This window comes from Plantibacter sp. CFBP 8804 (assembly GCF_014841225.1).
Classification (GTDB): domain Bacteria; phylum Actinomycetota; class Actinomycetes; order Actinomycetales; family Microbacteriaceae; genus Plantibacter; species Plantibacter auratus.
Map to the genome: position 1 here is coordinate 41296 of NZ_JACYTU010000002.1, position 25327 is coordinate 66622.

The 25327-nt window shown below is 70.1% G+C and carries 24 protein-coding genes; 8 read left to right on the forward strand and 16 right to left on the reverse strand.

Annotated elements, in window-relative coordinates; translation table 11 throughout:
* Positions 1-35: 35 nt before the first annotated feature.
* The 6 genes from IFU11_RS05640 to IFU11_RS05665 are packed head-to-tail and all read right to left on the reverse strand — an operon-like array spanning position 36 to position 5204.
* On the reverse strand, positions 36-908 hold the full coding sequence (locus IFU11_RS05640; RefSeq protein WP_192018414.1) for a MurR/RpiR family transcriptional regulator: 873 nt from the start codon (positions 906-908) through the stop codon (positions 36-38).
* Positions 889-1764, reverse strand: coding sequence for a phosphonate ABC transporter, permease protein PhnE (phnE, locus tag IFU11_RS05645; protein WP_079706922.1), 876 nt, complete (start codon positions 1762-1764; stop codon positions 889-891). The genes IFU11_RS05640 and phnE (IFU11_RS05645) overlap by 20 nt, the downstream gene beginning before the upstream one ends.
* The gene (gene phnE, locus IFU11_RS05650; RefSeq protein WP_192018415.1) at positions 1761-2594 is read right to left on the reverse strand and encodes a phosphonate ABC transporter, permease protein PhnE; all 834 of its coding nucleotides are present in this window, start codon (positions 2592-2594) and stop codon (positions 1761-1763) included. Before phnE (IFU11_RS05650) ends, phnE (IFU11_RS05645) begins: the two co-directional genes overlap by 4 nt.
* Positions 2591-3415 (reverse strand): phosphonate ABC transporter ATP-binding protein, encoded by an 825-nt coding sequence (gene phnC / locus IFU11_RS05655; RefSeq protein WP_192018416.1) that lies wholly within the window; start codon positions 3413-3415, stop codon positions 2591-2593. The genes phnE (IFU11_RS05650) and phnC overlap by 4 nt, the downstream gene beginning before the upstream one ends.
* Positions 3416-3454: 39 nt before the next feature.
* Positions 3455-4465 carry a phosphate/phosphite/phosphonate ABC transporter substrate-binding protein gene (gene phnD, locus IFU11_RS05660; protein ID WP_137243514.1) on the reverse strand — a complete coding sequence of 337 codons (1011 nt, stop codon included), beginning with the start codon at positions 4463-4465 and terminating at the stop codon, positions 3455-3457.
* Positions 4466-4496: 31 nt separating this feature from the next.
* Positions 4497-5204, reverse strand: a complete 708-nt coding sequence (locus IFU11_RS05665; protein WP_192018417.1) for an HAD family hydrolase — start codon at positions 5202-5204, stop codon at positions 4497-4499.
* A gap of 150 nt (positions 5205-5354) precedes the next feature.
* Between IFU11_RS05665 and IFU11_RS05670 the strand changes: the two genes are divergently transcribed.
* Complete coding sequence (locus IFU11_RS05670) at positions 5355-5972, forward strand: amino acid deaminase (RefSeq protein ID WP_192018418.1); 618 nt, start codon at positions 5355-5357, stop codon at positions 5970-5972.
* A 6-nt stretch (positions 5973-5978) separates the two neighbouring features.
* Here the strand turns inward: IFU11_RS05670 and IFU11_RS05675 are convergent, their stop codons facing one another.
* Together IFU11_RS05675 and IFU11_RS05680 are read right to left on the reverse strand one after the other, a co-directional pair.
* Complete coding sequence (locus IFU11_RS05675; RefSeq protein ID WP_192018419.1) at positions 5979-6539, reverse strand: hypothetical protein; 561 nt, start codon at positions 6537-6539, stop codon at positions 5979-5981.
* Between the two features lie 83 nt (positions 6540-6622).
* Positions 6623-9646, reverse strand: a complete 3024-nt coding sequence (locus tag IFU11_RS05680) for a DUF7507 domain-containing protein (protein ID WP_192018420.1) — start codon at positions 9644-9646, stop codon at positions 6623-6625.
* Between the two features lie 270 nt (positions 9647-9916).
* Here IFU11_RS05680 and IFU11_RS20715 point away from each other — a divergent pair, with 270 nt between their 5' ends.
* Entirely contained in the window at positions 9917-11548 is a 1632-nt protein-coding gene (locus IFU11_RS20715; RefSeq protein WP_192018421.1) for a LuxR C-terminal-related transcriptional regulator, read from the forward strand.
* 138 nt (positions 11549-11686) lie between these two features.
* Positions 11687-12523: an alpha/beta fold hydrolase gene (locus IFU11_RS05690; RefSeq protein WP_191941568.1), complete on the forward strand. Its 837-nt coding sequence runs from the start codon at positions 11687-11689 to the stop codon at positions 12521-12523.
* A gap of 63 nt (positions 12524-12586) precedes the next feature.
* Here the strand turns inward: IFU11_RS05690 and IFU11_RS05695 are convergent, their stop codons facing one another.
* Genes IFU11_RS05695 through IFU11_RS05710 form a run of 4 tightly spaced genes read right to left on the reverse strand, consistent with a single transcriptional unit; the run spans position 12587 to position 17152 of the window.
* Positions 12587-13924 (reverse strand): glycoside hydrolase family 32 protein, encoded by a 1338-nt coding sequence (locus tag IFU11_RS05695; protein ID WP_192018422.1) that lies wholly within the window; start codon positions 13922-13924, stop codon positions 12587-12589.
* 53 nt (positions 13925-13977) lie between these two features.
* The gene (locus IFU11_RS05700; RefSeq protein ID WP_192018423.1) at positions 13978-14811 is read right to left on the reverse strand and encodes a carbohydrate ABC transporter permease; all 834 of its coding nucleotides are present in this window, start codon (positions 14809-14811) and stop codon (positions 13978-13980) included.
* A gap of 8 nt (positions 14812-14819) precedes the next feature.
* Positions 14820-15770 (reverse strand): carbohydrate ABC transporter permease, encoded by a 951-nt coding sequence (locus IFU11_RS05705; RefSeq protein WP_192018424.1) that lies wholly within the window; start codon positions 15768-15770, stop codon positions 14820-14822.
* Positions 15770-17152, reverse strand: coding sequence for an extracellular solute-binding protein (locus IFU11_RS05710; RefSeq protein WP_138944888.1), 1383 nt, complete (start codon positions 17150-17152; stop codon positions 15770-15772). Before IFU11_RS05710 ends, IFU11_RS05705 begins: the two co-directional genes overlap by 1 nt.
* Positions 17153-17302: 150 nt before the next feature.
* Here IFU11_RS05710 and IFU11_RS05715 point away from each other — a divergent pair, with 150 nt between their 5' ends.
* Positions 17303-18343 (forward strand): LacI family DNA-binding transcriptional regulator, encoded by a 1041-nt coding sequence (locus IFU11_RS05715; RefSeq protein ID WP_137243506.1) that lies wholly within the window; start codon positions 17303-17305, stop codon positions 18341-18343.
* Positions 18344-18380: 37 nt separating this feature from the next.
* A complete protein-coding gene (locus IFU11_RS05720; protein WP_137243505.1) occupies positions 18381-19298 on the forward strand; it encodes a carbohydrate kinase family protein in 918 nt (305 codons plus the stop codon).
* Between the two features lie 19 nt (positions 19299-19317).
* Here the strand turns inward: IFU11_RS05720 and IFU11_RS05725 are convergent, their stop codons facing one another.
* Positions 19318-19950 (reverse strand): MerR family transcriptional regulator, encoded by a 633-nt coding sequence (locus IFU11_RS05725; protein WP_137243504.1) that lies wholly within the window; start codon positions 19948-19950, stop codon positions 19318-19320.
* A 69-nt stretch (positions 19951-20019) separates the two neighbouring features.
* On the opposite strand from IFU11_RS05725, the gene IFU11_RS05730 reads away from it, so the two are divergent.
* Complete coding sequence (locus IFU11_RS05730) at positions 20020-20520, forward strand: DUF4188 domain-containing protein (RefSeq protein WP_079002952.1); 501 nt, start codon at positions 20020-20022, stop codon at positions 20518-20520.
* A 24-nt stretch (positions 20521-20544) separates the two neighbouring features.
* A complete protein-coding gene (locus IFU11_RS05735; protein WP_192018425.1) occupies positions 20545-21063 on the forward strand; it encodes a DUF3592 domain-containing protein in 519 nt (172 codons plus the stop codon).
* Here IFU11_RS05735 and IFU11_RS05740 read toward each other — a convergent pair.
* Together IFU11_RS05740 and IFU11_RS05745 are read right to left on the reverse strand one after the other, a co-directional pair.
* On the reverse strand, positions 21054-21677 hold the full coding sequence (locus tag IFU11_RS05740) for a hypothetical protein (RefSeq protein ID WP_137243502.1): 624 nt from the start codon (positions 21675-21677) through the stop codon (positions 21054-21056). The genes IFU11_RS05735 and IFU11_RS05740 overlap by 10 nt on opposite strands.
* Positions 21678-21723: 46 nt before the next feature.
* A complete protein-coding gene (locus tag IFU11_RS05745) occupies positions 21724-22992 on the reverse strand; it encodes an ammonium transporter (RefSeq protein ID WP_137243501.1) in 1269 nt (422 codons plus the stop codon).
* A 178-nt stretch (positions 22993-23170) separates the two neighbouring features.
* Between IFU11_RS05745 and IFU11_RS05750 the strand changes: the two genes are divergently transcribed.
* A complete protein-coding gene (locus IFU11_RS05750) occupies positions 23171-23482 on the forward strand; it encodes a GNAT family N-acetyltransferase (RefSeq protein WP_192018426.1) in 312 nt (103 codons plus the stop codon).
* 7 nt (positions 23483-23489) lie between these two features.
* On the opposite strand, the gene IFU11_RS05755 is transcribed toward IFU11_RS05750, so the two are convergent.
* The gene (locus IFU11_RS05755) at positions 23490-24833 is read right to left on the reverse strand and encodes a BNR-4 repeat-containing protein (RefSeq protein ID WP_244631683.1); all 1344 of its coding nucleotides are present in this window, start codon (positions 24831-24833) and stop codon (positions 23490-23492) included.
* Between the last annotated feature and the right edge of the window lie 494 nt (positions 24834-25327).

The window sequence follows — 25327 nt, forward strand, 5'->3', positions numbered from 1 at the left end:
CCGGTCCGGCGCCGATCGGAACAGCCCGAGCCTGGTCAGTCCGAGGCGTCGTCCGACAGCGAGCCGCTGATGACGGCGAGCGTCGCCGACTGGGCGCGCTGCGCACGATCGCCCCGTCGGCCCACGAGCAGCCCGACCACGGATTCCGTCACGAGCATGATGGCGGCCCGGGAGGTGTGCACGAGTTCGTCCCTGAAGGTCGCGTCGATGGGAGCGACCACGAGCGCGACATCGGCGAGTTCGGCGACGGCCGAGCGCGGGAAGGAGGTGATCGCGAGGACGGTCGCGCCACTCGCTCGAGCTGCCGCGGCCACGTCGACGGAAGCGCGGTTCGCGCCCGAGCCCGACAGGACCAGACACGCCGCGCCCGGGCCGAGGTGGGTGGCGGCGATCTGCTGCCCGAGCGTGTCGGGCAGGTACTCCGCCGGCCGGCCGGCCGAGATGAGCCGCATCGCCAGATCGGAACCGAGCGGTGAGGAGAGGCCGTTCGCCGCGATGAGCAGCCTCGGCGCCTCGTCGAGCACGCCGACGAACCGTTCGAGCGTCTCCTCCGTCATCGCCGACGTCGTCTGGCCGAGGCGACCGGCGAAGTGGTCGACGGCCCCGCGGAGGGTGCCGAGCATCGTGTCGTCGCCATCGTCGCGGGCGGCCGGTGTCCCGAGCGCGACCTCGCGGGTGAGGGCGACGCGCAGCTGCGGGTAGCCCTCGTACCCGAGCGACTGCGCGGTGCGGATGACCGTGGCGCGGCCGACACCCGCGAGGTCGGCGACCTCCTGGGCGGTGCGCTCGATGCTCGCCTCGATGTCCTCGGCCACCGTCTCGGCCACTCGGCGTTCGCTCGGCTGGAGCGACGGCGCGAGCATCGCGATCCGGGCCGTCGGCGGGGCGTCAGCGGACCCTGTCCACATTGCGGCTCCTCGTCGTGCGGGCGGGAAGGGCGGTACGGGTGGTGCGGGCGATGCCGGGGCCCCGGGTGATCCGGCGTCGGATGGCACCCGAGATCGCGTCCATCGTCATGGTCACGACGACCACCACGATCAGCAGCATCCCGACTGTATCCCACTGGCGATAGTTGGTGTAGTTCGCCAGCATGCTGCCGATCCCGCCCGCGCCGACGAGCCCGAGGACCGCCGACGTGCGGATGTTGATCTCGAACCGGTAGAGCGCGAGCGACAGCAGTGCCGGGGCGGCGGCGGGCCAGAGCGCCCAGCGCGTCACCTCGGCGGTACCGCCTCCGGCCGCGCGGACGGCCTCCGAGGCTCCCTCCTGCACGGACTCGATCGTCTCGTAGACCCACTTCCCCTGGGTGCCGATGCCGGCGATCCCGAGGGCCAACGCGCCCGTGAACGGGGTGAGCCCGGTGATCGTGAGCAGGATGAGGGCGATGATCACCTCCGGGACCGCGCGGATGACGGCGAACACCCCACGCAGCGGCAGCCGCAGCCAGACCGGACCGACCGACCCTGCGGCGAGCATGCCGAGCGGGATCGAGACGAGGACGCAGAGGATCGCGCCGATCCAGGCCATCGAGATCGACCGCCACATCTCGGTGAGGGCCCGCGGCAGCTTCTCCCAGTTCGGGCTCTCGAACATGAGTCCGCCGAAGTGCACGAGCTGCGCCGGGACGGTGCCGAGATCGCGCCAGTCGATCGGCAGGCCGGCGGTCGCGGCGATGACGACGATCCCGACGGCGACGGCCGCGAGGGTCGGGACGAGTCGCGAGGGACGGCGGGGGAGCACGGTGTTCGGATCGTTCGCGGTCATACGAGTCGCCTCCGCAGCAGGTTGGACGCGACCTCGATGAGCACGACGACGACGAGGATCTCGAGGACGATCACCGAGACGTCGTCGTAGGCGTAGAACGCCCGCCGTTCGTCGAGCAGCCGACCGATGCCGCCGGCGCCGACGATGCCGAGGATGGCGGAGATGCGGACGTTGAGCTCGAGGGTGTACAGCCACTGGTTCGCGAACAGCGGCCAGACCTGCGGGAGGACGGTGACGCGGTTGATCTGCGTCTGCGTCCCACCGGCGGCCTTGCCGGCCTCGATGTACGGGTGGTCGGCGGAGTCGATCGCCTCCGAGACGAGTTTGACGATGATGCCGAGGTCGAAGAGGAAGAGCGTCAGGAGGCCGGGCAGCGCACCGACGCCGACCATGGCGACGAGGATGGTCGCGTAGACGAGGTCGGGCACCGCTCGGACGACGTTGACGATCGCGCGCAGGATGCGACGCGACAGGCCGTTCGGGTTCGTCGGGGCAGCCGCCCACAGCGTCAGCGGGACGGACAGCAACGCCGCGGCCACCGCACCCACGAGCGCCATCTGGAGCGTCTCGAGCATCGGTTGCACCGTCCGCGGCAGGAAGGCGAAGTCGGGTTGGAAGAGCTGGAGGAGCAGACCGGATCCGTTGTCCCAGTGGGAGATGAGCGCGCCGAAGTCGAGCTGCACGCCGCCGATCGCCGGCAGGCAGGTGGCGATCGTGAAGGCGGCCACGGCCCCGATGATGAGCGCGGTCCGCAGCCGGGTGCTCGGCCTGGGCGGCAGCTGCCAGTCGGTCCCGGGCGGCAGCTTCACGTCGGTCCTGGTCGCCGTCATCGGTCCAGCCGATCGTCGGGCTGGATGGGGCGACCGTAGATCCGCTCGAAGTCCGCCTCGGTCGCGTCGGCTGCGGAGCCGTCGTAGACGAGTTCGCCGTCGCGGAGCCCGATCATGCGGGTCGTGTAGGTGCGAGCGAGGTCCATGAGGTGGATGTTCACGAGCACCGTGAGACCCGTCTCGGTGTTCACCCGGCGCAGGTCGTTCATCACCGTGTGCGCGGTCGGCGGGTCGAGGCTCGCGACGGGCTCGTCAGCGAGCATGACGCTCGGCTGCTGCGTGAGGGCGCGGGCGATCGCGACCCGCTGCTTCTGCCCGCCGGAGAGCTGCGCCGCGCGGGTCCAGACCTTGTCGAGCATGCCGACCGACTGGAGCGAGCGCAGGGCGAGCTCCCGGTCGGTGGCGGTGGTCAGGCCGAGGACGTTCCGGTACGTCGGGGTGCTGGCGAACCTGCCCACGAGCACGTTGCGGTACACGCTCGTCCGGTCGGCCAGGTTGAAGCCCTGGAAGATCATGCCGACGTGCCCGCGCAGCCGACGGAGCTGCCTGCCGCGCAGACCGGTGACGATGTGCGGCCCGACGGCGACGGTCCCGCTCGTCGCCGGCACGAGGCCGTTGATCGTGCGGATGAGCGTCGACTTGCCGGAGCCGGAGAGCCCCACGACGGAGACCATCTCCCCGGCGGCGATGTCGAGTGAGACGTTGCGGAGCGCCTTCGTGCCGTTCGGGTAGGTGACGGAGACGTCGTCGAGACGGATGGACCACGACGCGGAGGCCGCGAGCTGGGCTCGGGCCTCCGCGCGATGCTGATCAGTGTTCATGCACCGGATTCCTGGAGAGGGTCGATCGGTTGGAGCGGGTCAGTTCGAGAACTGGTCGAGGATCTCGCCGTAGCGGGTGATCTCGTCCGGTGCGGTCTTGTCGGTCCAGCCGGAGAGGCCGACGAGGTCGAACATGACCTTCTTCGCCGCGTCGGAGGAGTCCGCGTAGCCCGCCATGAGCTTGGTGAGCTGCTTCGTGAGGTCGGCCGGGAGCGACTTCGAGACCGCGACGCCGCCGTTGGGGATCATCTCGGTGTAGGCGAACGCGACGACCTTGTCGGCGACGTCGGGCGCCTCCTTGAGGACGGTCGTGCGCGCGTCCCAGTAGCCGAACGAGACCTCGGCGTCGCCGTTGTAGACGGAGAGGACCGCGTTGTTGTTGCCCTCGACCGGCACCTGGGTGATGTCGGCGTCCGTGTCGATGCCGGCGTCACGCATGGCGACCACGGGGTACTGGTAGCCGGCGGGCGAGGTCGCGGCCTGCAGGGCGACCTTGGTGCCCTTCGAGATCTTGTCGAGGGCCTTCAGCGCGGCCGGCCCGGAGCCGGTCGCAGCGTCGGCGCCGGGCTCGATGCCGTTGCAGTACGAGAGCGGGGTGTCGCTCGCCGCGTAGGTGACCATGACCGGAGCCTCGGCGCAGTACTTGTCGGGGTTGTTCGTGTAGGCGACCGACGCGTACGAGGTCGCGCCGAAGCGGACGTCGCGCAGGACGAGGTTCGCGTCGTAGCGCTCGGTCGCGTTGTAGAGCGAGCCGGCGTCGGTGATGATGACCTGCGCCTGGTCGCTGCCGAGGGCCTCGACGGTCGCGGCGTAGTCGGTCGCGACGACCCCGTTGACCTCGATGCCGAGGTTCTCCGACAGGTAGCTGGTGAGCGGGTCGAGTGCTTCGGCGAGGTCCTCGCCCTCCACCGACGGCACGAGCGAGATGGTGATGGAGTCGGGCCAGGACGCCGTGCCCGTGGCCGACGGCGACGAGGCGGCGGGGCTGCAGCCGGCGAGGGCGAGGGCGGCGACGGCCGCGACGCCGGTGAGGAGCAGGGTCTTGCGCATGTTCGGGATGCCTTTCGAGGGTGGAGGGTGATCAGGAGGCGGACGGAGCGGGAGTGGAGGTCTGGGAGGCGTCGGGGAGGCGCGATGCTGCTGCGGCCCAGGCGATGATCTGGTCGTACAGATCAGCGAGTGAGCGCCCACGCATCGTGGCGGTGGCCGTCGAGCGCTCGAAGGTCGCGCCGACGAGGGCGGTGTCGGCGCCCAGTTCGGCGGCGGGAGCGAGGTCGTTCTCGACGATGTCGCCGACGGCGAGGACGGGGCCGGCGGCGAGCGCGTCGCGGATGAGCGGGACGAGGCCTGCCGGCTTCCCGACGGTGAAGTGCACGGCGTCGAACGCCTCGACGACGCCCCAGGACTGGAGGAGTGCCGTGATGCCGTCGCCGGGGGCGTTCGTGGCCAGGACGAGTCGGGCGTGGGTGCCCAGCGTCTCGAGGAATGCGGGCAGGCCCTCGGGGGAGTCGACCGCCGCCTTGCTCGAGCCGAGCAGCGCGCGGGAGTCGTCGTAGGACGCGCCGATGACGTCGGCACCGACGCCGGCTTCGCGGGCGATCCGGGTCACGGCGTCGTACCCGTCGCGGGCGTCGGTCTCGCCGGTCGCGAACGCGGCGAGGGCCGCCTCGGCGAGCGTCGCGAACTCGGAATCGCCGGTGCGCTCGGCGATGGCGCGGGCGAAGGCCGTGATCGGCCCGTCGCCGAGGGCGAGGGTGCCGTCGAAATCGAAGAGGATGGTGGGGGCCACAGGCGCTCCTTCTGAGCGTTTCGTTCACACGGCCGCTCCTGCGGACGCTGCGTCCATCATGGACGGCGAGTGTGGACGCAATCACCATGGCGGGTGAACGGCGGGTGAATTCACCGACGCACGAGCCGCCTATGCTGTGGTGCTGTGATGATGACGGAGCTCGCGCGACGAGCAGAGACCGAACCCTCGACCGTGCTCGAGGAGCATTCCTGGTTGGGTGCGGCGATCGACGACGACACGGCGGCCGGCCGGTTCGCCTCGTGGGGTGCGTCGACCGTCATCGACGAGCACACGGGCGGGCCGGTCGTGCCACGCGTGCTGTTCGAGGCGCTGCATGCGCGCACCGGCCTCGCCGCGACCTGGCCGGTCGGGAACGCCGGGCTCCTGCACGTCTACGGCTATCTGCTCTCGTCCGTCGCCACGCCCTACGGGTTGAAGCGTGACCGCTGGCTGGACGGAACGCTCGCGCGCGGGTTCGGGCTCCCCGACGACGAGTTCGTCCCCTGGGCTCGTGGGTCGTCTCTGCTGTCGCGGGTGACGGCGGCCGCGCATGACCTGCTCGCACGACCGGTACGAACGGCCGACGGCCCGTCCGGTCGGATGTGTCTGGCGCTCGGCGACCCGACGGACACCGACGCCGTCGCGCTCGTCTACGGCATCGACGAACGCCTGATCACGACCTTCCCGGTCGCCTCCGGAGCGGCGGTGCTGGAGGAGTGGGACGCCGACCCCGACCGTCCCCGGTGGAACGCGGCTGTCGAAGGCTGACGCGGATCAGGCGTCGGAGGATCCTCGGTGGGCGTCCCGGCGACGCCCTGATCGCACGCCGGATCGGCGGAGGCGCCCGGCGACGAGACCGGCCAGCTCCATGGCGAGGACATAGCTCACGACGCGGACCACGAGCAGCACGATGACGAGCACCGGCGAGACGAGGTCGGGCGATATCACTGCGAACGACAGTGCCCAGATCGCGACGCCACCGGCCGCGGCCGCAAGCCAGGTCGTCACGCGGCCGGGGTGACGGCGGCGGGCGAGCACCAGGTCGATCGCGGCTGCCGGAACGACGAGCGCGACGATGATCGCCGGGCCGAGGGCCGTGACGGGCAGCGCGAGGAGCCCGGTGACGGCTGCGGTGAGCACCGTCGCACCGGGGACGCCCGTCCAGCGCCTGGCGAGCATCGGCATCACCATCGTGACGGCGGCGATCGCGGCGTAGAGCACCGGGTTGAGCACCGCGGCGGTCGAGGTCAGCGGGCTGACGAGGACGAGGACGACGGCACCGACGGCACCGAAGGCCGCGCAGCGCAGCAGGGTCGTGGTGGTCGCGGATCTCATGGCCTCAACAGGGTAGTGGTGATGGAAGTGCGACGGGCGGGCCGAGCCCGAAGGCTCGACCCGCCCGATCGGTCAGGTCCGGGTCAGCGCCCGGTGACGAGGCGGCGTCGGATGACGAGCCCGGTGCCGAGCAGCAGCAGGATCGCCGCTCCGACCACCAGTGGTGCGACGGTCGTTCCGGTCGAGGCGAGCACCGGGCCAGGCGTGCTCACGGTCGCCGTGGACGGGTCGGAAGTGAACGGATCCCCACCCGGGGTCGTGCCCGTGCCGAACGCGGTGTTCCGGATCGAGCCCGCGTTCAGGTCCGCCTGGGTGACCGTGTACGTCGCGGTGCAGACGAGCTGGAGCCCGGGGGCGAGGAGCGCCGTGCCGGTCGGGCAGGTGATCGCGGAGACCGTGCCCGTGCCGGTGAAGTCACCTTCCTGGACCGCGACGTCACGCAGCGTGACGTTGCCGGTGTTCGTCACCTGGAACGAGTAGGTGATGACCTGTCCCGCGGTCGTGGCCCGCTCGACGTCTGCCGTCTTGACCACCGAGAGACCGGGGACGGGCGGCGACGGGATCGTGACCTCGGACGGCGGCGAGACCGGCGGCGCGCCGTTCACGCTGTTCGGCGGTGTCGCCGTCGCGGTCGCCGAGTTCGTGATCAGGCCTGCGTCGACGTCGGCCTGCACGACCGTGTAGGTGGCCTCGCAGGTGATCGTCGTGCCAGGTGCCAACGAAGCGGCTTCGGCCGGGCAGACGACGTCGGACAGCTCGCCGGCGCCGGAGAACTCCCCTTCCACCACCGTCGGGTTCGTCAGGGTGACGTTCCCGGTGTTGGTGAGGAGGAAGGAGTAGGTGACGACCTGGCCGACAGCGAGGCCGTCCTGGGCCACCGCATCGGCCGACTTCACGACCGTGATGGCGGCTGTCGCCGGGAACGCGACGGTGGTCTCCGACGGCGGCGAGACCGGGGGAGTGCCGCCGTTCGGCGGGGTGCCGGTCGCGGTCGCGCTGTTCGTGACCGATCCCGCGTCGACGTCGGCCTGGGTCACCGTGTAGGTGGCTTCGCAAGTGACGGCTGCGGCGGGTGCGAGCGAGCCTGCCGCGGGCGGGCAGACGACCTGGGACAGCTCGCCGGTGCCGGTGAAGTCGCCCTCGACGACCTGGACGTCGGTGAGGGTGACGTTGCCGGTGTTGGTGACCAGGAACGAGTAGGTGACGTCCTCGCCGGCGTTCGCGACCGTGGTCGGCGTCGCGGACTTCGCCACCGTGATGGCGGGCGCGGCGGGGAACTCGACCGTGGTCTCCGACGGCGGTGAGACCGGGGGAGTGCCGCCTGCCGGCGGGGTGCCGGTCGCGGTCGCCGAGTTGGTCACGGAGCCGGCGTCGACGTCGGCCTGCGTGACCGTGTAGCTCGCTTCGCAGGTGACGGTCGCCGCCGGGGCGAGCGAGCCGGCTGCGGCTGGGCACACCACGTCGGAGAGCTCGCCGGTGCCGGTGAACTCGCCCTCGATGATCGAGACGTCGGTGAGGGTGACGTTGCCGGTGTTGGTGACGAGGAACGAATAGGTGACGTCCTCGCCGGCGTTCGCGACCGTCGTCGGCGTCGCCGACTTCACGACGGTGAGCGCCGGGGCCTGGGCCACGCCCGGGATGGTGACCTCGGACGGCGGTGAGACCGGCGGCTGGCCCTGCGGCGGTGTCCCGGTCGCGGTGGCCGAGTTCGAGACGGTACCGGCATCGATGTCGGCCTGCGCCATCGTGTAGGTGGCTTCGCAGGTCACGGCCGCCGCGGGTGCGAGCGTCGCCGCTCCCGGCGGGCAGACGACGTCGGAGAGGTCACCGGTCCCGGTGAACGCGCCTTCGTCGACCTGGACGTCGGTGAGCGGGACGTTGCCGGTGTTGGTGACGAGGAACGAGTAGGTGATCTCGTCGCCGACGGCGTACTCCGCCGCTGCGGGGGACGCGGACTTCACGACGGTGATCGCGGGAGCCTGCGGCACGAACTCGACCGTGGCGTCGGCCGGCGGGTTGAGGCCCACGCTCGTGATGTTGTCGGGCCCGTTCGTGAACGTCCCGGCGACGGGCGACGTGACCTCGACGGTCACGGCGCAGGAGATCATGCCTTGGCTGAGGTTCCCGGTGACGTCGATCGACGAGCCGCCCTCGGGCGCGGTGACGACACCCGACGGGCAGGTGGTCGACGCGTCGCCGTCGGCGATCGTCAGGCCGGCGGGCAGCGCGTCCGTGAACGACCACCCGTTCTTCGCCGCGAGCTCGTCGGTGTTGGTGATCGTGAGGGTCAGCGTGGACGTCTCACCGGCGACGACGCTCGCCGGGCTGAACGACTTGTCCAACTGCGGGGAGACGTCGAGCACCTGGATGTTGTCGAAGGCGTGGTCGTTGCCGGCCGTGCCGCCACCGGTCAGGTTGCGGGCGACGATGCCGACGGTCGCCCCGGGGAGCAGGACCGCGCCCGGCGAGACGTAGGTGCCGACACGGACGTTCTCCGCCCCGGCCGCACCGGTGGCCGGTGCGGTGACGGACCGGGAGCCGGCTGCGGTACAGCCGTTGATGGCCCCGACGGAGTGGGCGCCGCCCTGGTCGTCGGTGAGGAAGAGCTCGAGGACGGGGTGCTGCGCCGCGTTGCAGGAAACCGCGGCGAGATCCACCGAGGTCGTGAGGTACCGGCCGGCGCTCGTGAGCGCGATCGGGTCGACGGTCGCGAACTCGACCGCGTTCGGCGGGTTCATCGTGAGGTTCTGCTGCGAGGTCCAGGCACTCACGGAGTGGTTGGCCGTGTCGCCGGCGCCGAGGGCCCAGGCGAGCTGCCGCGTGCGCCCTTCACCGGACGCCGATGCCGCGAGGCACTGCGGCTCCGCGGACGAGGCGAAGCTCGTGATGTTGCCGTTGCACTGGGTGTGGTCGCGCCAGGAGGCGTCCGCGGTGTACCGCGTGCCGTCGGCTCCGACGTAGTCCTCGATGTACGTCGGCGACGTCACGCCGTTCTCGAAGTCCTCGGTGTAGACGACCGAGCCCGTCTGCGGCGTTCCCGGCGTCCCCGGCAGCGCCTGCGCGCTCGAGCCGACCCCGACGAGCGACAGCGCCGACAGGACGGTCACCCCGATGATCCCCATGGTCGCGCGACCGGCGGACGGTGCCCCCCACCGGTTCCGCCACCGTGCGCGGTGACCCCTTCGACCCGTGTGCTGCTGCATGTGTGTTGCCTCCCCGTGAAGCGGCGGTGCGCCCGCCGAAAACCTGGCCCCAGCTGTGGGGCCGAGGATCAGTAGAGCGGCAACCCCGACGCGGTCCGGGCGGATCGGCCAAAGACCACCCCGCATCCTGCCCCGGGTGTTCCCCGACAGGTGACGGTCACTTAGGGTTGACCCGTGCACATCGGTCGGAATAGGTACTTTCCCTCCCTCGGGGCGGGGTTCCTCCACCCCACGGACGTCGCCCCGGCCACCCGTCTCCTCACCACGGCCATCCAGGAGGAGGACTGGGACACGGTCGTCTCGGTGATCGAGTACGAGTGGGGGATCCTCATGGCGCTCGACCTCGCGACGCTCGACCGCGCGCTGCAGGCACTCCCGGCGCGCGTGCTCTCGAACCACCCCATCGTCTTCGCCGTCCGCGAGATCCGGCTCAACATCCGCGGGGAGACCGACGCACTCGACCAGTCGGTGGGGCAGTTCCAGCTCCCGACCCATCCCGACGACATCCGTGACCGCGCCCGCTCCGAGCTTGCGCGCATCAGTCTGAGCGCATCGACGGCGTTCATGATCGCCTACCGCGTGCACGGCCGGCACCAGCGCGCGTTGCACTACGCGCGGATCACCGAGGAGCTCGCTCGCCGGGCCCGCGTGCACCGCCCGACCGAGTTCGCGCCCCGCGTCCCCACCGCCCTGCTGCAGGTGGGGATCACGAAACTGCTCGTGGGAGACCTCCATGAGGCGAGCCTCGTCCTCCGCGAGGCGTACGAGCTCCGGCACGAGTCCTGGGACGGCCGGAACGGCGGGGACGCCTCCGGCAAGCTCGCCCTGCTCTACGCCGTGCGCGGCGAGATCGTGGAGGCGGACCGCTGGCTCGAGCGCCACGACGACGGGGGCGGCGCGCACGGGTGGATGGTGCCGCTGGTCCAACTGTCGGGTGCCATCGCCCGGGCCTTGATCGCCATCGCCCGCGTCGACCGGGCAGCGGCTGAGGCGGCGCTCGCGACGCTGGAGCTCCAGGTCAACCGCGAGCGGTCCTGGGCCCCGTTCATCACCTACGCGCAAGCGCAGCACGCACTCCTCTGGGGCGATCGACGGGCGGCGCTGCAGCTCATCGAACGCACCCGCGTGTTCGCCGGTCGCAGCCTGCGTCATGCCGGGTCGGAGCGACTCCTCGACGCCGTGGAAGCGTCACTCCTCCTCGCCCTCGACCGGCCGACGGAGGCCAGCGTCCTCCTCGACGGCCGTGACCGCAATGCCCACACCGCGGCGGTCGCCTCGCGGCTCGCGCTCCTGAGCGACCGCAAACCCCTCGCCCGGGAGCTCGCCACCGCCGGGCTCGCCGAGGAGCACATCGACGCCGGTGCGCAGACGGAGCTGCTCATCACCTCCGCGCTCGCCGACGACTCGGACGAGGACGGTCGGCGGCATCTCCTGCAGGCGATCGCGACGACGGCGCGGACGGGGATGCTCACACCGTTCGTGGTCGCGCCGCGCAGGCCGCTTCGACAGCTCCTCGGCACGATGTCGCCCAGCGAGACCCATGCGCGGATCGAGCGGACGCTCGCCTCGAGTCCCGAGCCGACGCCGGAGACCGTGCAGCTCGTGGAGCTCACCGCCACCGAGCGCCGGATCCTCCAGCTCTCCGCGGAGGGCCGGACCCGACAGGACATCGCGCAGGCGCTGTACGTGTCCGCGAACACGGTGAAGTTCCACTTCCGGAACGTCTACCGCAAGCTCGGCGTCGACTCCCGCGAGGACGCGCTCGCCACCGCGCGACGGTTGGGGTTGCTCCCGACCGAGCGGTGAACGTGCCGGGTCGCCACGTCGCCGGAGTCTTCATCGGATAGGACATCGCCTCGCGGTTCGCAAGCCCCCATCCGCTCGCGGCACTCCCTCCGAAGCTGGTCTGAGTGGCCGCGACCTGCGGCCCGGGAGAGGAACGCCATGTCGGAGATCACCGCACACCACGGCCTGCTGAAGGAGACGAAGCTGCACGTCGACGACACCGGCGGCACCGGACGCCCGGTCGTCCTCATCCACGGGTGGCCGCTGTCGGGCGAGTCGTGGAAGGAACAGGTCCCGGCCTTCGAGGCCGCCGGCTACCGTGTCATCACCTACGATCGCCGCGGCTTCGGTCGCAGCGACAAGCCGCTGACCGGTTACGGCTACGACCGGCTCACCGACGACCTGCAGGCCGTCATCGAAGCCCTCGACCTGCGCGACGTGACGCTCGTCGGGTTCTCGATGGGTGGCGGCGAGGTCGCCCGGTACTTCACCCGCCACGGTTCGGAGCGCATCCACAGTGCGGTGTTCGCCTCCGCAGTGCCGCCCTACCTGCTGCAGACCCCCGGCAACCCGGACGGTCCGCTCCCCGTCTCCGAGGCCGCGAAGATGACCGCAGGTCTCACGGCGGACCAGGACGCGTTCTACGACCAGTTCACGACCGACTTCTTCTCGGTCGACGGCGAGCTGAAGGTCACGGAGGAGCAGCGTCAGGAAGCCCTCGCGCTCGCGCACCAGGCGTTCAAGCCCGCCGCGCTCGAGGCGATGGCGTCGTTCGCGAACACCGACTTCCGCGACGACTTGCCGAACGTCACGGTCCCGACGCTCGTCATCCACGGCGACAGCGATGCGACCGTCCCCTTCGAGGGCTCCGGTGCACGGACGCACGCGGCGATCCCGACGTCGACGCTGTATGTCGTCAAGGGTGCGCCGCACGGCGTCAACGTCAGCCACGCGGAGGAATGGAACGAGGCCGTCCTGGAGTTCCTCGCGAAGTAGGTCCGGCGACTGCACGCGGTGACGCGCGGCGCATTCCGTGCCGCGCGTCACCGCGTTTCCGGGTCAGCGGGACGCCGACACGCCGCCTGCCGTGGGGAGGGCCAGCGACCAGGCCTCGGCTCGCACGGCCGCGTCGTGCCGCACGGCGTACCGCTCGCCGTCGGCCGGATACGCCCGGAACGTCCGGGCGGGGTGCCCGGTGTGGTGGATCTCGACGATGGACGCGTCGATGAGGATCCGGACCTCGTCACCCTCGGCCAGCTCGCCCCGCCAGATCAGCTGCGTGTCCGAACCCTCCAGCTCGAGGGAGGCCGTGCCTGCGCCGGTGAGCCGCACCTCCGCCTGATCGGGAAGCGCTGCCGAATCGACGACCTCGGCCCGGAGCCCCGTCAGCTCCCGCGCGGGGATCAGCTCGACCTCGTCGCCGCGGACCACGAGCTCGCGCGGGAACGTCAGCATGCCCGACCAACCCTGCTCGTCGGTGTCCGTCTGCGTCCGGCCGCGCACGCCATCGGGTGCGATCTCCTGGGCCCAGCCCCAGAGCAGTACCCGCTCCGACTGTCCGTCCGAGCCGTCGGACTGCACGGCCTGCGGCGCGTAGAAGCTCGACCCCTCGTCGATGATGCCGGTCCGCCGGGCGCTGAACACGGGCCGCCCGGTGGCCTCGTCGAGCTCCATCGAGCCGAGGACCCAGGCCACCCCGCGGTGCGGCTGGCCGTCGAGCCACAGTGACACCAGCAGCACCCAGTCGTCGCCGACGCGCACGAGCTGCGGGCACTCCCACCCTTCGCACGGAGCGAGCTCCGAGACGACCGGCGCCTCGGCCGTCAGCAGGTACCCCTCCTCGGTCCAGGCGTCGAGGTCGTCGACACCGTAGAGGAGCAGTGCGCCACCGACGTCGGAGCGGCCGGCACCCTGGATCGCCCAGCGGCGCCCACCCAGCTCGAAGACGAACGGGTCGCGCACCATCGTCACGCGCTCGTCCGCGGGGAGCCCGGCAGCGACGATGCGTTCGCCGCTCCAGTCCTGCGCATCCGCCGAACCGTGGACCACGACGACCTCCGAGAACCCGTGTCGATCACGCGCGCCCGAGTAGACGACGGCCGGCCGGCCCTGGTCGACGACCCCGACGCCGCTCCAACAGCCGAAGCCGTCGGTGGTGCCAGGGCGTGGTGCCAGGGCCACCGGGTGCTCCTCCCAGGCGAGCAGGTCCGGCGAGCTCACGTGACCCCAGTGGATGTCCTCGTGCCGGGCCGACCCCGGGTTGTACTGGAAGAACACGTGCCAGCGACCGTCGACGAACATGATGCCGTTGGGGTCGTTCAACCACCCGGCCTCGGGTCGTGGATGCAGCAGCGGGAAGCCGCGGTCGAGGACGTGCGTTGCGTGGAGGCCGGTCATGGCTTCCTTTCGGTTCGAGATCAGTCGGATCGAGGGGAGGGCGGTGGTGCTGGTCACTTGCTGACGCCGGCGGTGAGTCCTTCGCGCAACGGCTTCTGGCCGAAGACGAAGACCAGCGCAGCCGGGATCATGGACAGGACGACACCGGCGAGGACGGTCGCGACCGACCCGGTGCCGAGGTTGCCCTGCAGGGTCACGAGCCCGAGCGGGAGGGTGAAGTTCTGCTCGCTGATCGTGAGGATCAACGGTCGGAAGAACTCGTTCCAGTGGTAGTTGAAGGCGAGGATGCCGACGATGGCGAGGCCCGGGGCGGCGAGCGGCAGGTAGATGCGGAAGAAGATCTTCCACGGTCCCGCCCCGTCGATCTGCGCCGCCTCGGCGAGCTCCGGCGGCAACCCCATGAAGTACTGCCGCATGAGGAACGTGCCGAACGCCGTCGGGATCATCGGGATGATGAGCGCGAGGAGCGTGTCCGAGAGTCCCATGCCGCGGATGAGCATGAACACGGGGACGATCGTCACCTGCATCGGCACCATCATCGTGGCGAGGATGAGTCCGAACAGGATGCGCTTGCCGCCGAAGTCGAAGCGCGCGAACACGTAGCCGGCCATGGCCGCACTGAGCATCTGCCCGGCCGCGATGAGAAGCGTCACGAGCGCGCTGTTCCACGTGTACAGCAGGATCGGGATCTTCTGGAAGACGTCGATGAACGCTCCTGGGCCGAACTCGGTCTGCCCGGTGGCGACGTTCGCCGGGGTGAGGGCCGTGATGAGCGTCCACACCACCGGAGCGAGGGTGAGGAAGGCGGCGATGACGAGGACGAGGAACTTCCCGGCCGAGGCGAGTCGGCGGCGTGTTGAGTCGGGGGTGACTGCTGCGATGGACATCTGGGACCTCATCCGTAGAAGACGAAACGCTTGCTCAGCCGGAACTGTGCGGCGGTGACGAGCATGATCAGGAGCGTCAGCACGATGCCGATCGCTGCGGCGAGACCGAAGTCGAGCTGCTGGAACGCGGACTCGTAGATCACCATCACCGCGGTTCGGGTGTCGTCTCCCGGCCCACCTCGCGTGAGGACGTACGGCTGATCGAAGATCTGCAGGGCGCTGATGATGGCCATGACGGACGCGACGAGCATGGTGGGACTCACGAGGGGCAGGGTGACGTTCCGGAACTGGCTCCAGCCGTACGCGCCGTCGAGCGACGACGCCTCGTAGACCTCGCGTGGGATCGCGGCGAGTCCGCCGATGAAGAGCAGGAAGGTGAAGCCGAAGTTCTGCCACACGTAGACGAGGAGGACGACGATCTTCGCCCCGAACCCGGTCGTCAACCAGCCGATGTTCCCGACGCCGAAGAGTCCGAGGAACTCGTTGACGAGACCGAACTCCTGGTTGAACAGGTACGACATCACGAGCGAGACGGACGCGGCCGACAGCACCAACGGGAAGAACAGTGCGGAGCGGAAGAAGGTGCGAAGCCATTCCGGCATCCGCGACTGCACGAGGATCGCGAGCAGGAGGGCGACGGCGAGCTGCAGCGTCACCGCCACCACGACGAAGCCGACCGTGTTCAGGAAGGACACGCGCACCGTGGGGTTGGCCGCGAGGTCGACGAAGTTGCCGACGCCGACGAACTCGGGTGCCGAGATGATGTCCCACCGGAAGAAGGCGAGGACGAACGACCCGATGATCGGGATGAAGCTGAAGAGTCCGAGGCCGATGAGCGTCGGGGCGAGGAACACCCAGACGCGCAGTCGGCTGCCGCGAGGGGCACGCTTGCGCCGTCCGGTCTTGGCCTCGGGCGGGACGACCAGTGCCCGGGTCGCCGTCGGTGACTGCAGTGCCATCATCGTCCCTTCAGCGCGAGCTCGAGGTCCCGCTGCATCGTCTCGAGGCCGCGGCGGACGCCGTTCGGGCCGTTCGTGATCGTGCCAACCACGTTCTTGATGAGGGCCGACTCCACGGCCGCCTGCTGGGGCGGCGCGGGCATCGGGCCGGTCGTCGGGAACCGGTCGAGGGTGTCGTAGAAGACCTCCCAGTGCTTCGGTCCGATGTCACCGCCGTACAGCTCGGCGTTGAGAGAACGTCGGGGCAGCGACGAGTCGGGCTGGCTGTGCGCGATCGACATGCCCTCGACGGAGATGCAGTATTTCATCCACTCCCACGCCTCGTCCTTGCGTTCGGAGGTCTGCATCATCGCGTAGCCGCCGGCTCCGAACTGGTGGCGCTGTCCGCGCATCTTCGGGAAGTAGGTGACGTCGTACTCGTCATTGCCGAGGCCGGCGTCGTTGAGTCCCTTGACCCAGAACCCGCCGGCCGGCGTCATGCCGACCGAGCCGCGGGAGAAGAGCGAGACGAGCTCGTTGCCGCCGCCCTGCGCGGGGTTCGCGGCGATGCCCTCGGAGACCATGCGCTGCAGGACCTCGAAGCTCTCGACGGTGCGGTCGCTGAGCGCGTCGGCGTTCTCCCACAGGTACCCACCACCACGAGGGGTCTCGTTCGGGTAGAACTTCGACCACATCCAGTCGCCGCCGGGTGCTTTCTCCTCGGTGAGGAAGCTCGTGTCGTTGATGTACAACCAGGGCACGACGCCGCCCCAGAGTCGGTTGTTCCAGAAGTACGGCAGGAACGATCCGGGGGCGCTGGCCTGCATGGTGCGGCCGACGGTGAAGAAGTCGTCGACCGACCAGTCGTCGCGCGGACGCTCGAGGCCGGCCCGCTCGAACGCGGAGGTGTTGTAGTACATGTTCGCCGCGTTGAAGTTGTCGGGCAGTTGGAACAGGTTGCCCTTGTACATGAACGACTCGATGAGCGAGGGGTTCACGTCGTCGAAGTACTCCTGCAGCTCGGCGGCGTCGCGCTGCACGTACTCGTCGATCGGGTGGGCGAGGCGCTCGGCGAACAGCTGGGTGCCCTCCGTGGCGACCGACACGATGTCCGGCGGGGTGCCGGCCGCGACCATCGTGAGGATCTTGGCGAAGAAGTTGCCCCAGTCCTGGCCCTGGATCGCGATGATCCGGACGGGGATGTCGGGGTGCAGCTTCTGGAAGCCGTCCACGAGCGACTGCCGGGCGGCGGCGTCCTGGGCGGTGCCGAAGAGGGCGACGGTGAGGGCGTCGTCACCTCGGCCGGGGATGTCTCCGCCGGTGAGGCGCGGCCAGGAGATGGCCGTGCCCGCCAGACCGAGACCGAGCAGGGCGAGTGCCGCCCTGCGACTCAGATCAACCACGTTGTTGCTCCTGCGAAATCGGGGCCGACCGTTCGCAGGGCGCGGACGATGAGCCGTGAATGAAGATGCTGAACGGATTCAGCAAACGAAACATAACACAGCTCCGCGCGATATGCTGAACTGATTCAGCAAACCGCACGAGGGAGTGTCATGTCCACGCAACGCCGCCGCACGACCCTCGCGGACGTCGCGGAGCGCGCGGGCATGTCCAAGGCCGCGGTGAGCATGATCATGAACGACCGCCCCGGATCCCGGCTGTCCGCGGACGCCGTCGAGCGGGTCCGCGCCGCCGCGGCGGAGCTCGACTACCGGCCGAACCCCGCGGCCCAGGTGCTGCGCCGCGGGAAGACCAGGACGATCGGGTTCATCTCCGACGAGGTCACGCTCACCCGGCACGCCTCGGGGCTCATCGGCGGTGCGCTCGAGGTGTCGAAGGCCCACGACCACACGATGCTCATCGCGGAGACCGAGGGGATCGAGGGCGGTCTCGCCCGCGCCTTCGAGACGATGATCGACCACCGGGTCGACGGCATCCTCATCGGCCTCCTCGGCGCCCGCCTCATCGACCTCCCCGCCACCTCGACCGGTGTCCCCGTCGTCGTGCTCAACGGAGCGTCCTCCTCAGGACACGCGAACGTCCTGCCCGATGAGCGCGCGGCCGGGTACGCGGTCGCGAAACGGCTCGTCGACGCGGGTCACCGACGGATCGGCGTGGTCGGCGACCTGCCGCAGGACGTCATCAGCGACCCACGACAGAGTGCGACGGTGGCGCTGCGCTTCGCGGGCATCGCCGCGGCCTTCGCGGAGGCCGGGATCGAACCTGCTCGGGTCGACATCGTCGAGTGGCAACCGGAACCCGGTTACGAGGCGACGGCCACGCTCCTCGAGCGCCATCCGGACGTTACGGCGATCCTCGCCGCGAACGACGGCGTCGCCTTCGGTGCTTACCAGGTGCTGCTCGAACAGGGGCGTCGGATCCCGCAGGACGTCTCCGTCGTCTCCTTCGACGACGAGATCCTCGCCGGCTACCTGCGCCCGGGCCTCACCACCGCGCGGCTGCCCTACCAGGAGATCGGCGCGCTCGGAGCCTCGATGCTCCTCGGCCAGCACGCCCTCGGGCACGAGCTGGTCACCATGCCGATCATCGAGCGGGACTCGCTCATCGCCGCGGTGTCGACCGACGCCGGTTGACGCCACCCGACCCTCGGATCCAGCAGAGAGAGATGCCATGCACGCAGCCCCCACGACCGACGTCCTCATCGCCGGCGAGACCCTCATCGACATCGTCCGGCGGCTCGACGGGACGCAGGCGGAGAGCCCCGGCGGCAGCCCGGCGAACGTCGGGATCACCCTCGGCCGGCTGGGCCGCGCTCCGGCCCTGGTGACCCATGTGGGCGACGACGAGCGAGGCGCGGCGATCCGCTCCTGGCTCGACGCGTCCGCGGTGGCCCTCGTGTCGGCTCCGACCGGTCGGACGTCCACGGCGCAGGCGACCCTCGACGCCGAGGGTGCGGCCACCTACGAGTTCGACCTCTCGCTCGATCTGGAGGCCTCGGGTGCGCCGGACGCCGCCGTCGTCCACACCGGCTCGATCGCCTCGGTCCTCGAGCCGAGTGCCGACCGCCTGCGCGAGCTGGTCGAGGCGCGTCGTCCCTCGGCACTCATCACCTACGACCCGAACATCCGGCCATCGCTCATCGACGACGCAGCTCGCGTGCGTCAGTCGGCCCTCGACTGCATCGCACGCGCCCACGTCGTGAAGGCGAGTGACGAGGACGTCGCGTTCCTCCTGCCCGGTGTGGCGCCGGTGGACGCCGCTCGGGAGTGGGTCGCGGCCGGGCCGGGACTCGTGGTCGTGACGATGGGTGGTGACGGGGCGGTCGCGGTCAGAGACGGTTCCGTGCTCGAGATCGAGACGCCGCGGGTGCAGGTGGCCGACACCGTCGGTGCCGGCGACACGTTCATGGGTGCGCTGATCGACGGACTGCTGACCGCCGGTATCGCTGGGCCCGGGGCCGAGGAGCGACTTCGTGAGGTGTCCGACGAGGTGCTGCAGCAGCTGCTCGACCGCGCCGCACGGGCCGCGAGCATCACGGTGTCGCGGCCCGGGGCGAACCCGCCCACCTCGGCGGAACTCGACGCCTGAGGCCCTCGGAGCCTGAGCGTCAGGATAGCTGGGGCGCCGGGTCTTCCGTCCCGGCGAACCGCTCCGATGACACCACCTGCTGAGCCGCCCGACGGAGGGCGAGGATCAGCGGTTCGGTGAGCACGGTGCCGAGCACGATGTACTGCACCGCGAGCTCGGGGGAGTCCGCCGGGATGCCGTCGATCTCGGCTTCGGCGATGCTGCGCGCTGCGTCGACATAGCGGTCGAGCACCGCGGGTGGCACGGTGAAGCCGGCTCGTTCCAGGGTGTCCAAGGCCCCGGCCAGGCCGGCGAGGAGTCCGGGATCGCACTGCGCCTCGATGCCGCCGAGTCGTTCGTAGAGCTCCAGTGCGCGGGTCGTGTCGACCGGACCGCTCGGGCGCGGGGTGACGGCGGTGTGGGCGACGCCGAGGAGGTCGTAGGGGCCCGCCGGCGGTGAGTCCAGCGCGGCGACGACGTTGCGGGTCTCCGCGATGCTCACGCCGGCGGTGAGTAGCGCGCGGATCACGCGGAGCCGGGACACGTGTGCGTCGCCGTAGCTCGCCTGGGTCGCCGAGGTGCGCTCGCCCTCCGGGAGGAGTTGCTCGCGGAGGTAGTACTTGATGGTCGCCACCGGCACCTCGGACACCGCCGCGAGTTCCGAGATCCTCATCCTGTCCCCCTCGTCTGGATAGTGCTACTATCCAACTTGGATAGCGTCACTATCGAACAGGAGCAGTCTATGTCACGCGTCGTCGTCGGCCGAATCACTCATCGTCACGAGGGTGAGCTCGTCGTGTTCCACATCGGGATGACCATCAACCAGTGGTGGCGGGTGGACAAGTGGCTCCCGATCTTCGGCGACATGCCGCGCATGCTGCAGGAGCTCATGTCCGACCCGGAGTCCGGGCTCCTCGGTTCGCACATCCTGCTCGGTTCCAGCGGCCCGTACCTCGTCCAGTACTGGTCGTCGATCGACAAGCTCTACGCCTACGCGTCAGCGCCGGCCTCCGCCCATCGGCCTGCCTGGTCTCGGTTCAACAAGCGCGCCCGGTCCGCGCCGAAGGCCGTCGGCGTCTGGCACGAGACGTTCCTCGTCGATCGCGCCGAGAGCATCTACGTGTCGACCCCGTCCATGGGGCTGCCCGCGGCGACCGAGGCGGTGCCCGTCGGGTCGCGGCAGCAGCACGCGCGACAGCGGTTCGCCGACGGCCGGACCGGTGCGTCGGAGGCGTCGGCCTGACCGCTCGTGTGTTGAGATGGGCGGGTGGACCTCCAGAAGCAACCTGCCGCCGCGGCGTCGCATCCCACCCGCAACCGTCTCGGCGTCGTCGCGCTGATCCTGGGCATGCTGCTCGTCGGTCCGGTGATGATCGCGATCGGCGTCGGCCTCCGGCTGGCGGACGACCAGTTGCTGGAGACGGGGACGCGCACCACCGGCACGATCACCGAGGTGCAGGACGGTGTCGAGGCCTCCGACCTGGACTTCCGGGTCGACTACCGGTCCACCGACGACGTCGTGCACTCGGTGTGGGAGTCCTGGGACATCAGCGACCGGCCGTCCGTCGGCGACGAGGTCGTGATCGTGTACCGGGCGACAGACCCGGGGGCGGCGGTCGTCGAGGGCTATGGGGGCGAGGGCGAGTGGATGACGGGCCTCGGAGCGGTCCTCACCGTCATCCTCGGGGGGTCAGGCGTCATGATGCTGGTGATGGCCGCCCGTGGCAGGTCGGAGCGTGCACAGGCGCGCCGTGCGGCGATCCAGGCTTCCGCCGGTCAGCGGTAGCGCGGCGGAACGGCGAACGGCGCAGAGACGAGGGCGGCACCCTGCGGCACCTCGCCCTCGCCGCGCCGGATCGGACCGCGCAGGGCGAGGGTGATCCGCAGGCCGTCGGCGGGATCGTGCGCGGTGTCCGGCTGCTCGAAGTTCAGCGTCGGAGGGTCCTCCGAGGTGCTGTAACTCAACAGGATCATCGAGCTCGACCCCGAAGCCCGCAGCCGCGGTCTCGAGAGGCGCACCGAGGATTCGCGCACGGTCAGGACCTCATCGCGGTGCAGGATGCGTCCGGGGCCGTTCAGCTCGTTCCCGCCCGCGCGGACCGCGACCTGTGGGCCGGCGAAGCCGACGATCGCGTGGTTCATGTCGTCGGGAGCGGCGATGAGTCCGGCGGCGTCACGGAGCTCGACGACCTGCAGGCGCCAGCGGATGCGGCGGTCGACGTCGGTGCTCGTCCAGACGTCTCGCACGCTACCTCGGCCGCGGTCGAGTGGTTGCCGCACGAGGTCGGCGAACCGGACGAGCCGGGGCGGGCCCGGGTCGGCCGGTGGTCGTGACGCGACGTCGACGAGGACGAGATGAGCGGGGGTGGCAGCCGGTTCGGGTCCAGCTGCTCCGCGCATCTCGTCCTCGTCGGGTCGGGTCGGGCAGGTCGTTCAGATCGGTGGATCAGGCCTTGTCGTCGACGAGGATGTAGCCCTCTTCGCCGTGGACCACGGTGTCGATGCCGGCGATCTCGTCCTCGTTCTTCACGCGGAACCCGATCGTCTTCTCGATCGCGAAGCCGATGATGAAGGCGAGCACGAAGGAGTAGATGAGGACGGCGAACGCGGCGATCGCCTGGACGAGCAGCTGCGAAGCGTCACCACCCATGAAGAGGCCGGTGCCGTTGGCGAAGAAGCCGAGGTACAGGGTGCCGATGAGACCACCGACGAGGTGGATGCCCACGACGTCGAGCGAGTCGTCGAAGCCGAGCTTGAACTTCAGGTCGATCGCGAGCGCACAGACCGCGCCGGCGACGACACCGAGGACGATGGCCCAGATCGGGTGCAGCGAACCGCACGCCGGGGTGATGGCGACGAGACCGGCGACGGCACCCGACGCGGCACCGACGGAGGTCGGCTTGCCGTCCTTGATCTTCTCGACGACGAGCCAGGCGAGCAGGGCTGCTGCCGGGGCCGCGATGGTGTTGACGAACACGAGTGCCGCGGTGCCGTCGGCCGCCAGTTCCGAACCGGCGTTGAACCCGAACCAGCCGAACCAGAGGAGACCGGCGCCGAGGAGGACGAACGGCGGGTTGTGGGGGACGTAGGCGCCCTTCTTGAATCCGACACGACGACCGAGGACGAGCGCGAGGGCGAGCGCTGCCGCACCGGCGTTGATGTGGACCGCGGTACCACCGGCGAAGTCGATGACGCCGACGCCGAAGACGTCCTGCAGGCCGTGCGTGATCCAACCGCCGTAGGCGAAGCTGCCGTCGTCGGCGAGGCCGAAGTTGAACACCCAGCTCGCGACGGGGAAGTAGACGACGGTCGCCCAGATGCCGGCGAAGATCATCCAGGATCCGAACTTCGCGCGGTCGGCGATGGCGCCGGAGACGAGGGCGACGGTGATGATCGCGAAGGTCGCCTGGAAGGCGACGAAGGCGAGTGGCGGGTAGGCCGCTCCCTCAGGCGTCTCGAGGGCGGCGGTCAGGCCGATGTTCCCGGTGTCGATCGCCCAGGGGGCGACGGTGCCTTCGGAGCCGGGGAACGCGATCGCGTACCCGTAGAGCACCCAGAGGACGCCGATGAGGCCGAGTGCGCCGAAGCTCATCATCATCATGCTGATGACGCTCTTCGCCTTGACCAGGCCGCCGTAGAAGAACGCGAGCCCTGGTGTCATGAGCAGCACGAGTGCCGCTGATATCAGGATGAACGCTGTGTTTCCTTGATCCATTCGAGGTGCCTCTCCGCAGGGACGCGGCTGGAGCGCGTCGGGTGCGCCCAGCGTGACACCGGCGTGTTTCCGATGGCCTGTGCGCGTGTTTCCGGCACGTTGCGGAATCGGCCGCTGCGTAAACAGCACATGACGGATCGCTCGACGTACAGTGGGGGACGAACGGAAGGGAGCCCCGATGTCGACATCGAGCACACCCGAGGACGGCCCGCAGGTCGTCCGCAACGACGAGCGTCACGAGTACGAGATCCTCGTGGGGGAGCGCGTCGCCGGGATCGCCGGGTACCAGGAGGAACCTGGTCGCATCCTCTTCACCCACACCGAGATCGATCCGGACTTCGGTGGGCAGGGGCTCGGCAGCGTCCTCGCCGCCGCGGCGCTCGACGATGCGGTCGAGCGAGGACTGACGATCGTGCCGTACTGCCCCTTCATCCAGGCCTACCTCCGTAAGCACCCGGACTTCAGTGGCGAGGTGTCCTGGCCCGAGTGACCGGTCGTCACCCGGTGCGTGGCAGCCGGAGCAGGACGGCCTCGCACCGGTAGCCCTGCGAGCTCGCCATGTCCCCGCGGAACCAGAGGAGCGAGACGGCCGAGGGGTCGCCGGGTGCGACGATCGGCCGCAGGTTGTCGACGTCGGAGTCCTCTGTGACGGGCGTCCAGGCCCAGGTCGCCCCGTCGTCGTCGGTGTGACCGTGGAAGATCTCGTGGTGGGCGAGCGGTTGGTCGTCTCGGGGATCGATCGGCGTCGAGACGTAGAGTGAGTCGAGGTCGTCCGGGTCGATCGCCACGAGTCCGGTGTAGTCCTGCTCGTGCGGGAGGAGGCCGGGGCCGGCGAGGGCGAGTGGGTGTACCTGCCAGGAGCCGCCGGGCGTGAGGCGGGCGAAGAGGAACCGGTGGTCCAGGACGGGCCGGAGTCGTTCGGTCGCCTCGTCCGGATGCGCTGGTCCGTCGTCGGCGCGGGCGGAGACGACGGCGGCCACGGTGCCGTCGGGGGCTCGTCGCACGTCGACGGTCCAGCAGTGGGAGAGTCGGTCGCCGGCCCAGCTGGCGCCGTCGGGCATTCGTGAGCCGGCGGCGACGAGAGTGGTGAGCTCGACCTGCGAGGGTGCGTCGCCACGCAACGGATGCGGGTCGACGACGGTGCCGTCGGTTCGGTGGAGCCCATCGGGGTCGAGGAAGCCGTGGTAGACGCTGTTGTCGTAGTCGCGCGGGTGGTGGTCGGTGGTGATGAGGTCGATGCGACCGGGGGAGGAGACGTAGCGCGTGTAGCCGTTGACGTAGCCGACCTTCGGCCGCGTGAACAGCTTGCCGGCGTAGTTCCAGGTGTCGCCGTCGTCGTCCGACACGAGCGCGCACTGGTCGTCGTTGACGGCGCGGGCGAAGCAGTACAGGCGGCCGTCGAGTTCGTGGAGGTTCGAGTAGGTCACGCCGAGTCCGCCCGTGTAGGCGCTCCAGTCGAACGTGTGCTCGGGCCCCCAGCGGCGTGGGTCGTGTGGTTCGCTGATGCGCCAGCGGGTGAGGTCGTCGGTCTTGTGGCGGGTGTACATCGCGAGCCAGCGCCCGTCGCGCCGCCGCCAGAGGGCCGGGACGTCGTGGTCGTCGGACTCCAGGCGTTCGTGCAGGACGACGATGTCGGCGGTGCCGGTGCTGAGGTCGACGACGGTGACCTCGACGTTGCCGCCGCGCTGCTCGCCGTCGACGCCGCCCGTCGACGCGATCGAGCCGACGACGAGCAGGTTCGAGGTCGGATCGACGAGTGCGCGCTCGTCCTGGAACCAGCACCAGGCGGCGTTGTCGTTGACGACGATCGGCATGGTGGAGGTGTCGTTTCGGCGCAGCATCGCGACCTTCCGGGTGGGGTTCCGGACGAGGCTACCGGTGCGAGCGCCCGCTCGGCAAGCGTTTTCCCAGACGTGGTGCGGCTCGGAGCGCGCTCTGGCCGGCAGAGGGGCCGGGCGCACCCCTGGTGGGCCTCCTCCGGTCACCGAGGTGTCACGACCCAGCTGCCCTTCGACAGGCTCAGGGACCGAATCGTTCCCGGTGAGTGTCTCCGGCTCACCGAGGTGTCACGACCCAGCTGCCCTTCGACAGGCTCAGGGACCCAGGCGTTCCCGGTGGACCTTCTCCGGTCACTGAGCTTGTCGAAGTGCCCACGAGGACGCCTCATCGTTCCGGGCACACCTCTTCCGCTCACTGAGCTTGTCGAAGTGCCCACGAGGACGCCTCATCGTTCCGGGCACACCTCTTCCGCTCATTGAGCTTGTCGAAGTGCCCACGAGGATGCCTCATCGTTCCGGGCACACCTTTCCCGGTCACTGAGCTTGTCGAAGTGCCC

Excerpts from the sequence above, each read along its gene's own strand:
- IFU11_RS05640 (WP_192018414.1), bottom strand. The coding sequence starts at position 908 with ATGTGGACAGGGTCCGCTGACGCCCCGCCGACGGCCCGGATCGCGATG.
- phnE (WP_079706922.1), bottom strand. The coding sequence starts at position 1,764 with ATGACCGCGAACGATCCGAACACCGTGCTCCCCCGCCGTCCCTCGCGA.
- phnE (WP_192018415.1), bottom strand. The coding sequence starts at position 2,594 with ATGACGGCGACCAGGACCGACGTGAAGCTGCCGCCCGGGACCGACTGG.
- phnC (WP_192018416.1), bottom strand. The coding sequence starts at position 3,415 with ATGAACACTGATCAGCATCGCGCGGAGGCCCGAGCCCAGCTCGCGGCC.
- phnD (WP_137243514.1), bottom strand. The coding sequence starts at position 4,465 with ATGCGCAAGACCCTGCTCCTCACCGGCGTCGCGGCCGTCGCCGCCCTC.
- IFU11_RS05670 (WP_192018418.1), top strand. The coding sequence starts at position 5,355 with ATGACGGAGCTCGCGCGACGAGCAGAGACCGAACCCTCGACCGTGCTC.
- IFU11_RS05675 (WP_192018419.1), bottom strand. The coding sequence starts at position 6,539 with ATGAGATCCGCGACCACCACGACCCTGCTGCGCTGCGCGGCCTTCGGT.
- IFU11_RS05690 (WP_191941568.1), top strand. The coding sequence starts at position 11,687 with ATGTCGGAGATCACCGCACACCACGGCCTGCTGAAGGAGACGAAGCTG.
- IFU11_RS05695 (WP_192018422.1), bottom strand. The coding sequence starts at position 13,924 with ATGACCGGCCTCCACGCAACGCACGTCCTCGACCGCGGCTTCCCGCTG.
- IFU11_RS05700 (WP_192018423.1), bottom strand. The coding sequence starts at position 14,811 with ATGTCCATCGCAGCAGTCACCCCCGACTCAACACGCCGCCGACTCGCC.
- IFU11_RS05705 (WP_192018424.1), bottom strand. The coding sequence starts at position 15,770 with ATGGCACTGCAGTCACCGACGGCGACCCGGGCACTGGTCGTCCCGCCC.
- IFU11_RS05715 (WP_137243506.1), top strand. The coding sequence starts at position 17,303 with ATGTCCACGCAACGCCGCCGCACGACCCTCGCGGACGTCGCGGAGCGC.
- IFU11_RS05720 (WP_137243505.1), top strand. The coding sequence starts at position 18,381 with ATGCACGCAGCCCCCACGACCGACGTCCTCATCGCCGGCGAGACCCTC.
- IFU11_RS05725 (WP_137243504.1), bottom strand. The coding sequence starts at position 19,950 with ATGAGGATCTCGGAACTCGCGGCGGTGTCCGAGGTGCCGGTGGCGACC.
- IFU11_RS05730 (WP_079002952.1), top strand. The coding sequence starts at position 20,020 with ATGTCACGCGTCGTCGTCGGCCGAATCACTCATCGTCACGAGGGTGAG.
- IFU11_RS05740 (WP_137243502.1), bottom strand. The coding sequence starts at position 21,677 with ATGCGCGGAGCAGCTGGACCCGAACCGGCTGCCACCCCCGCTCATCTC.
- IFU11_RS05745 (WP_137243501.1), bottom strand. The coding sequence starts at position 22,992 with ATGGATCAAGGAAACACAGCGTTCATCCTGATATCAGCGGCACTCGTG.
- IFU11_RS05750 (WP_192018426.1), top strand. The coding sequence starts at position 23,171 with ATGTCGACATCGAGCACACCCGAGGACGGCCCGCAGGTCGTCCGCAAC.
- IFU11_RS05755 (WP_244631683.1), bottom strand. The coding sequence starts at position 24,833 with ATGCTGCGCCGAAACGACACCTCCACCATGCCGATCGTCGTCAACGAC.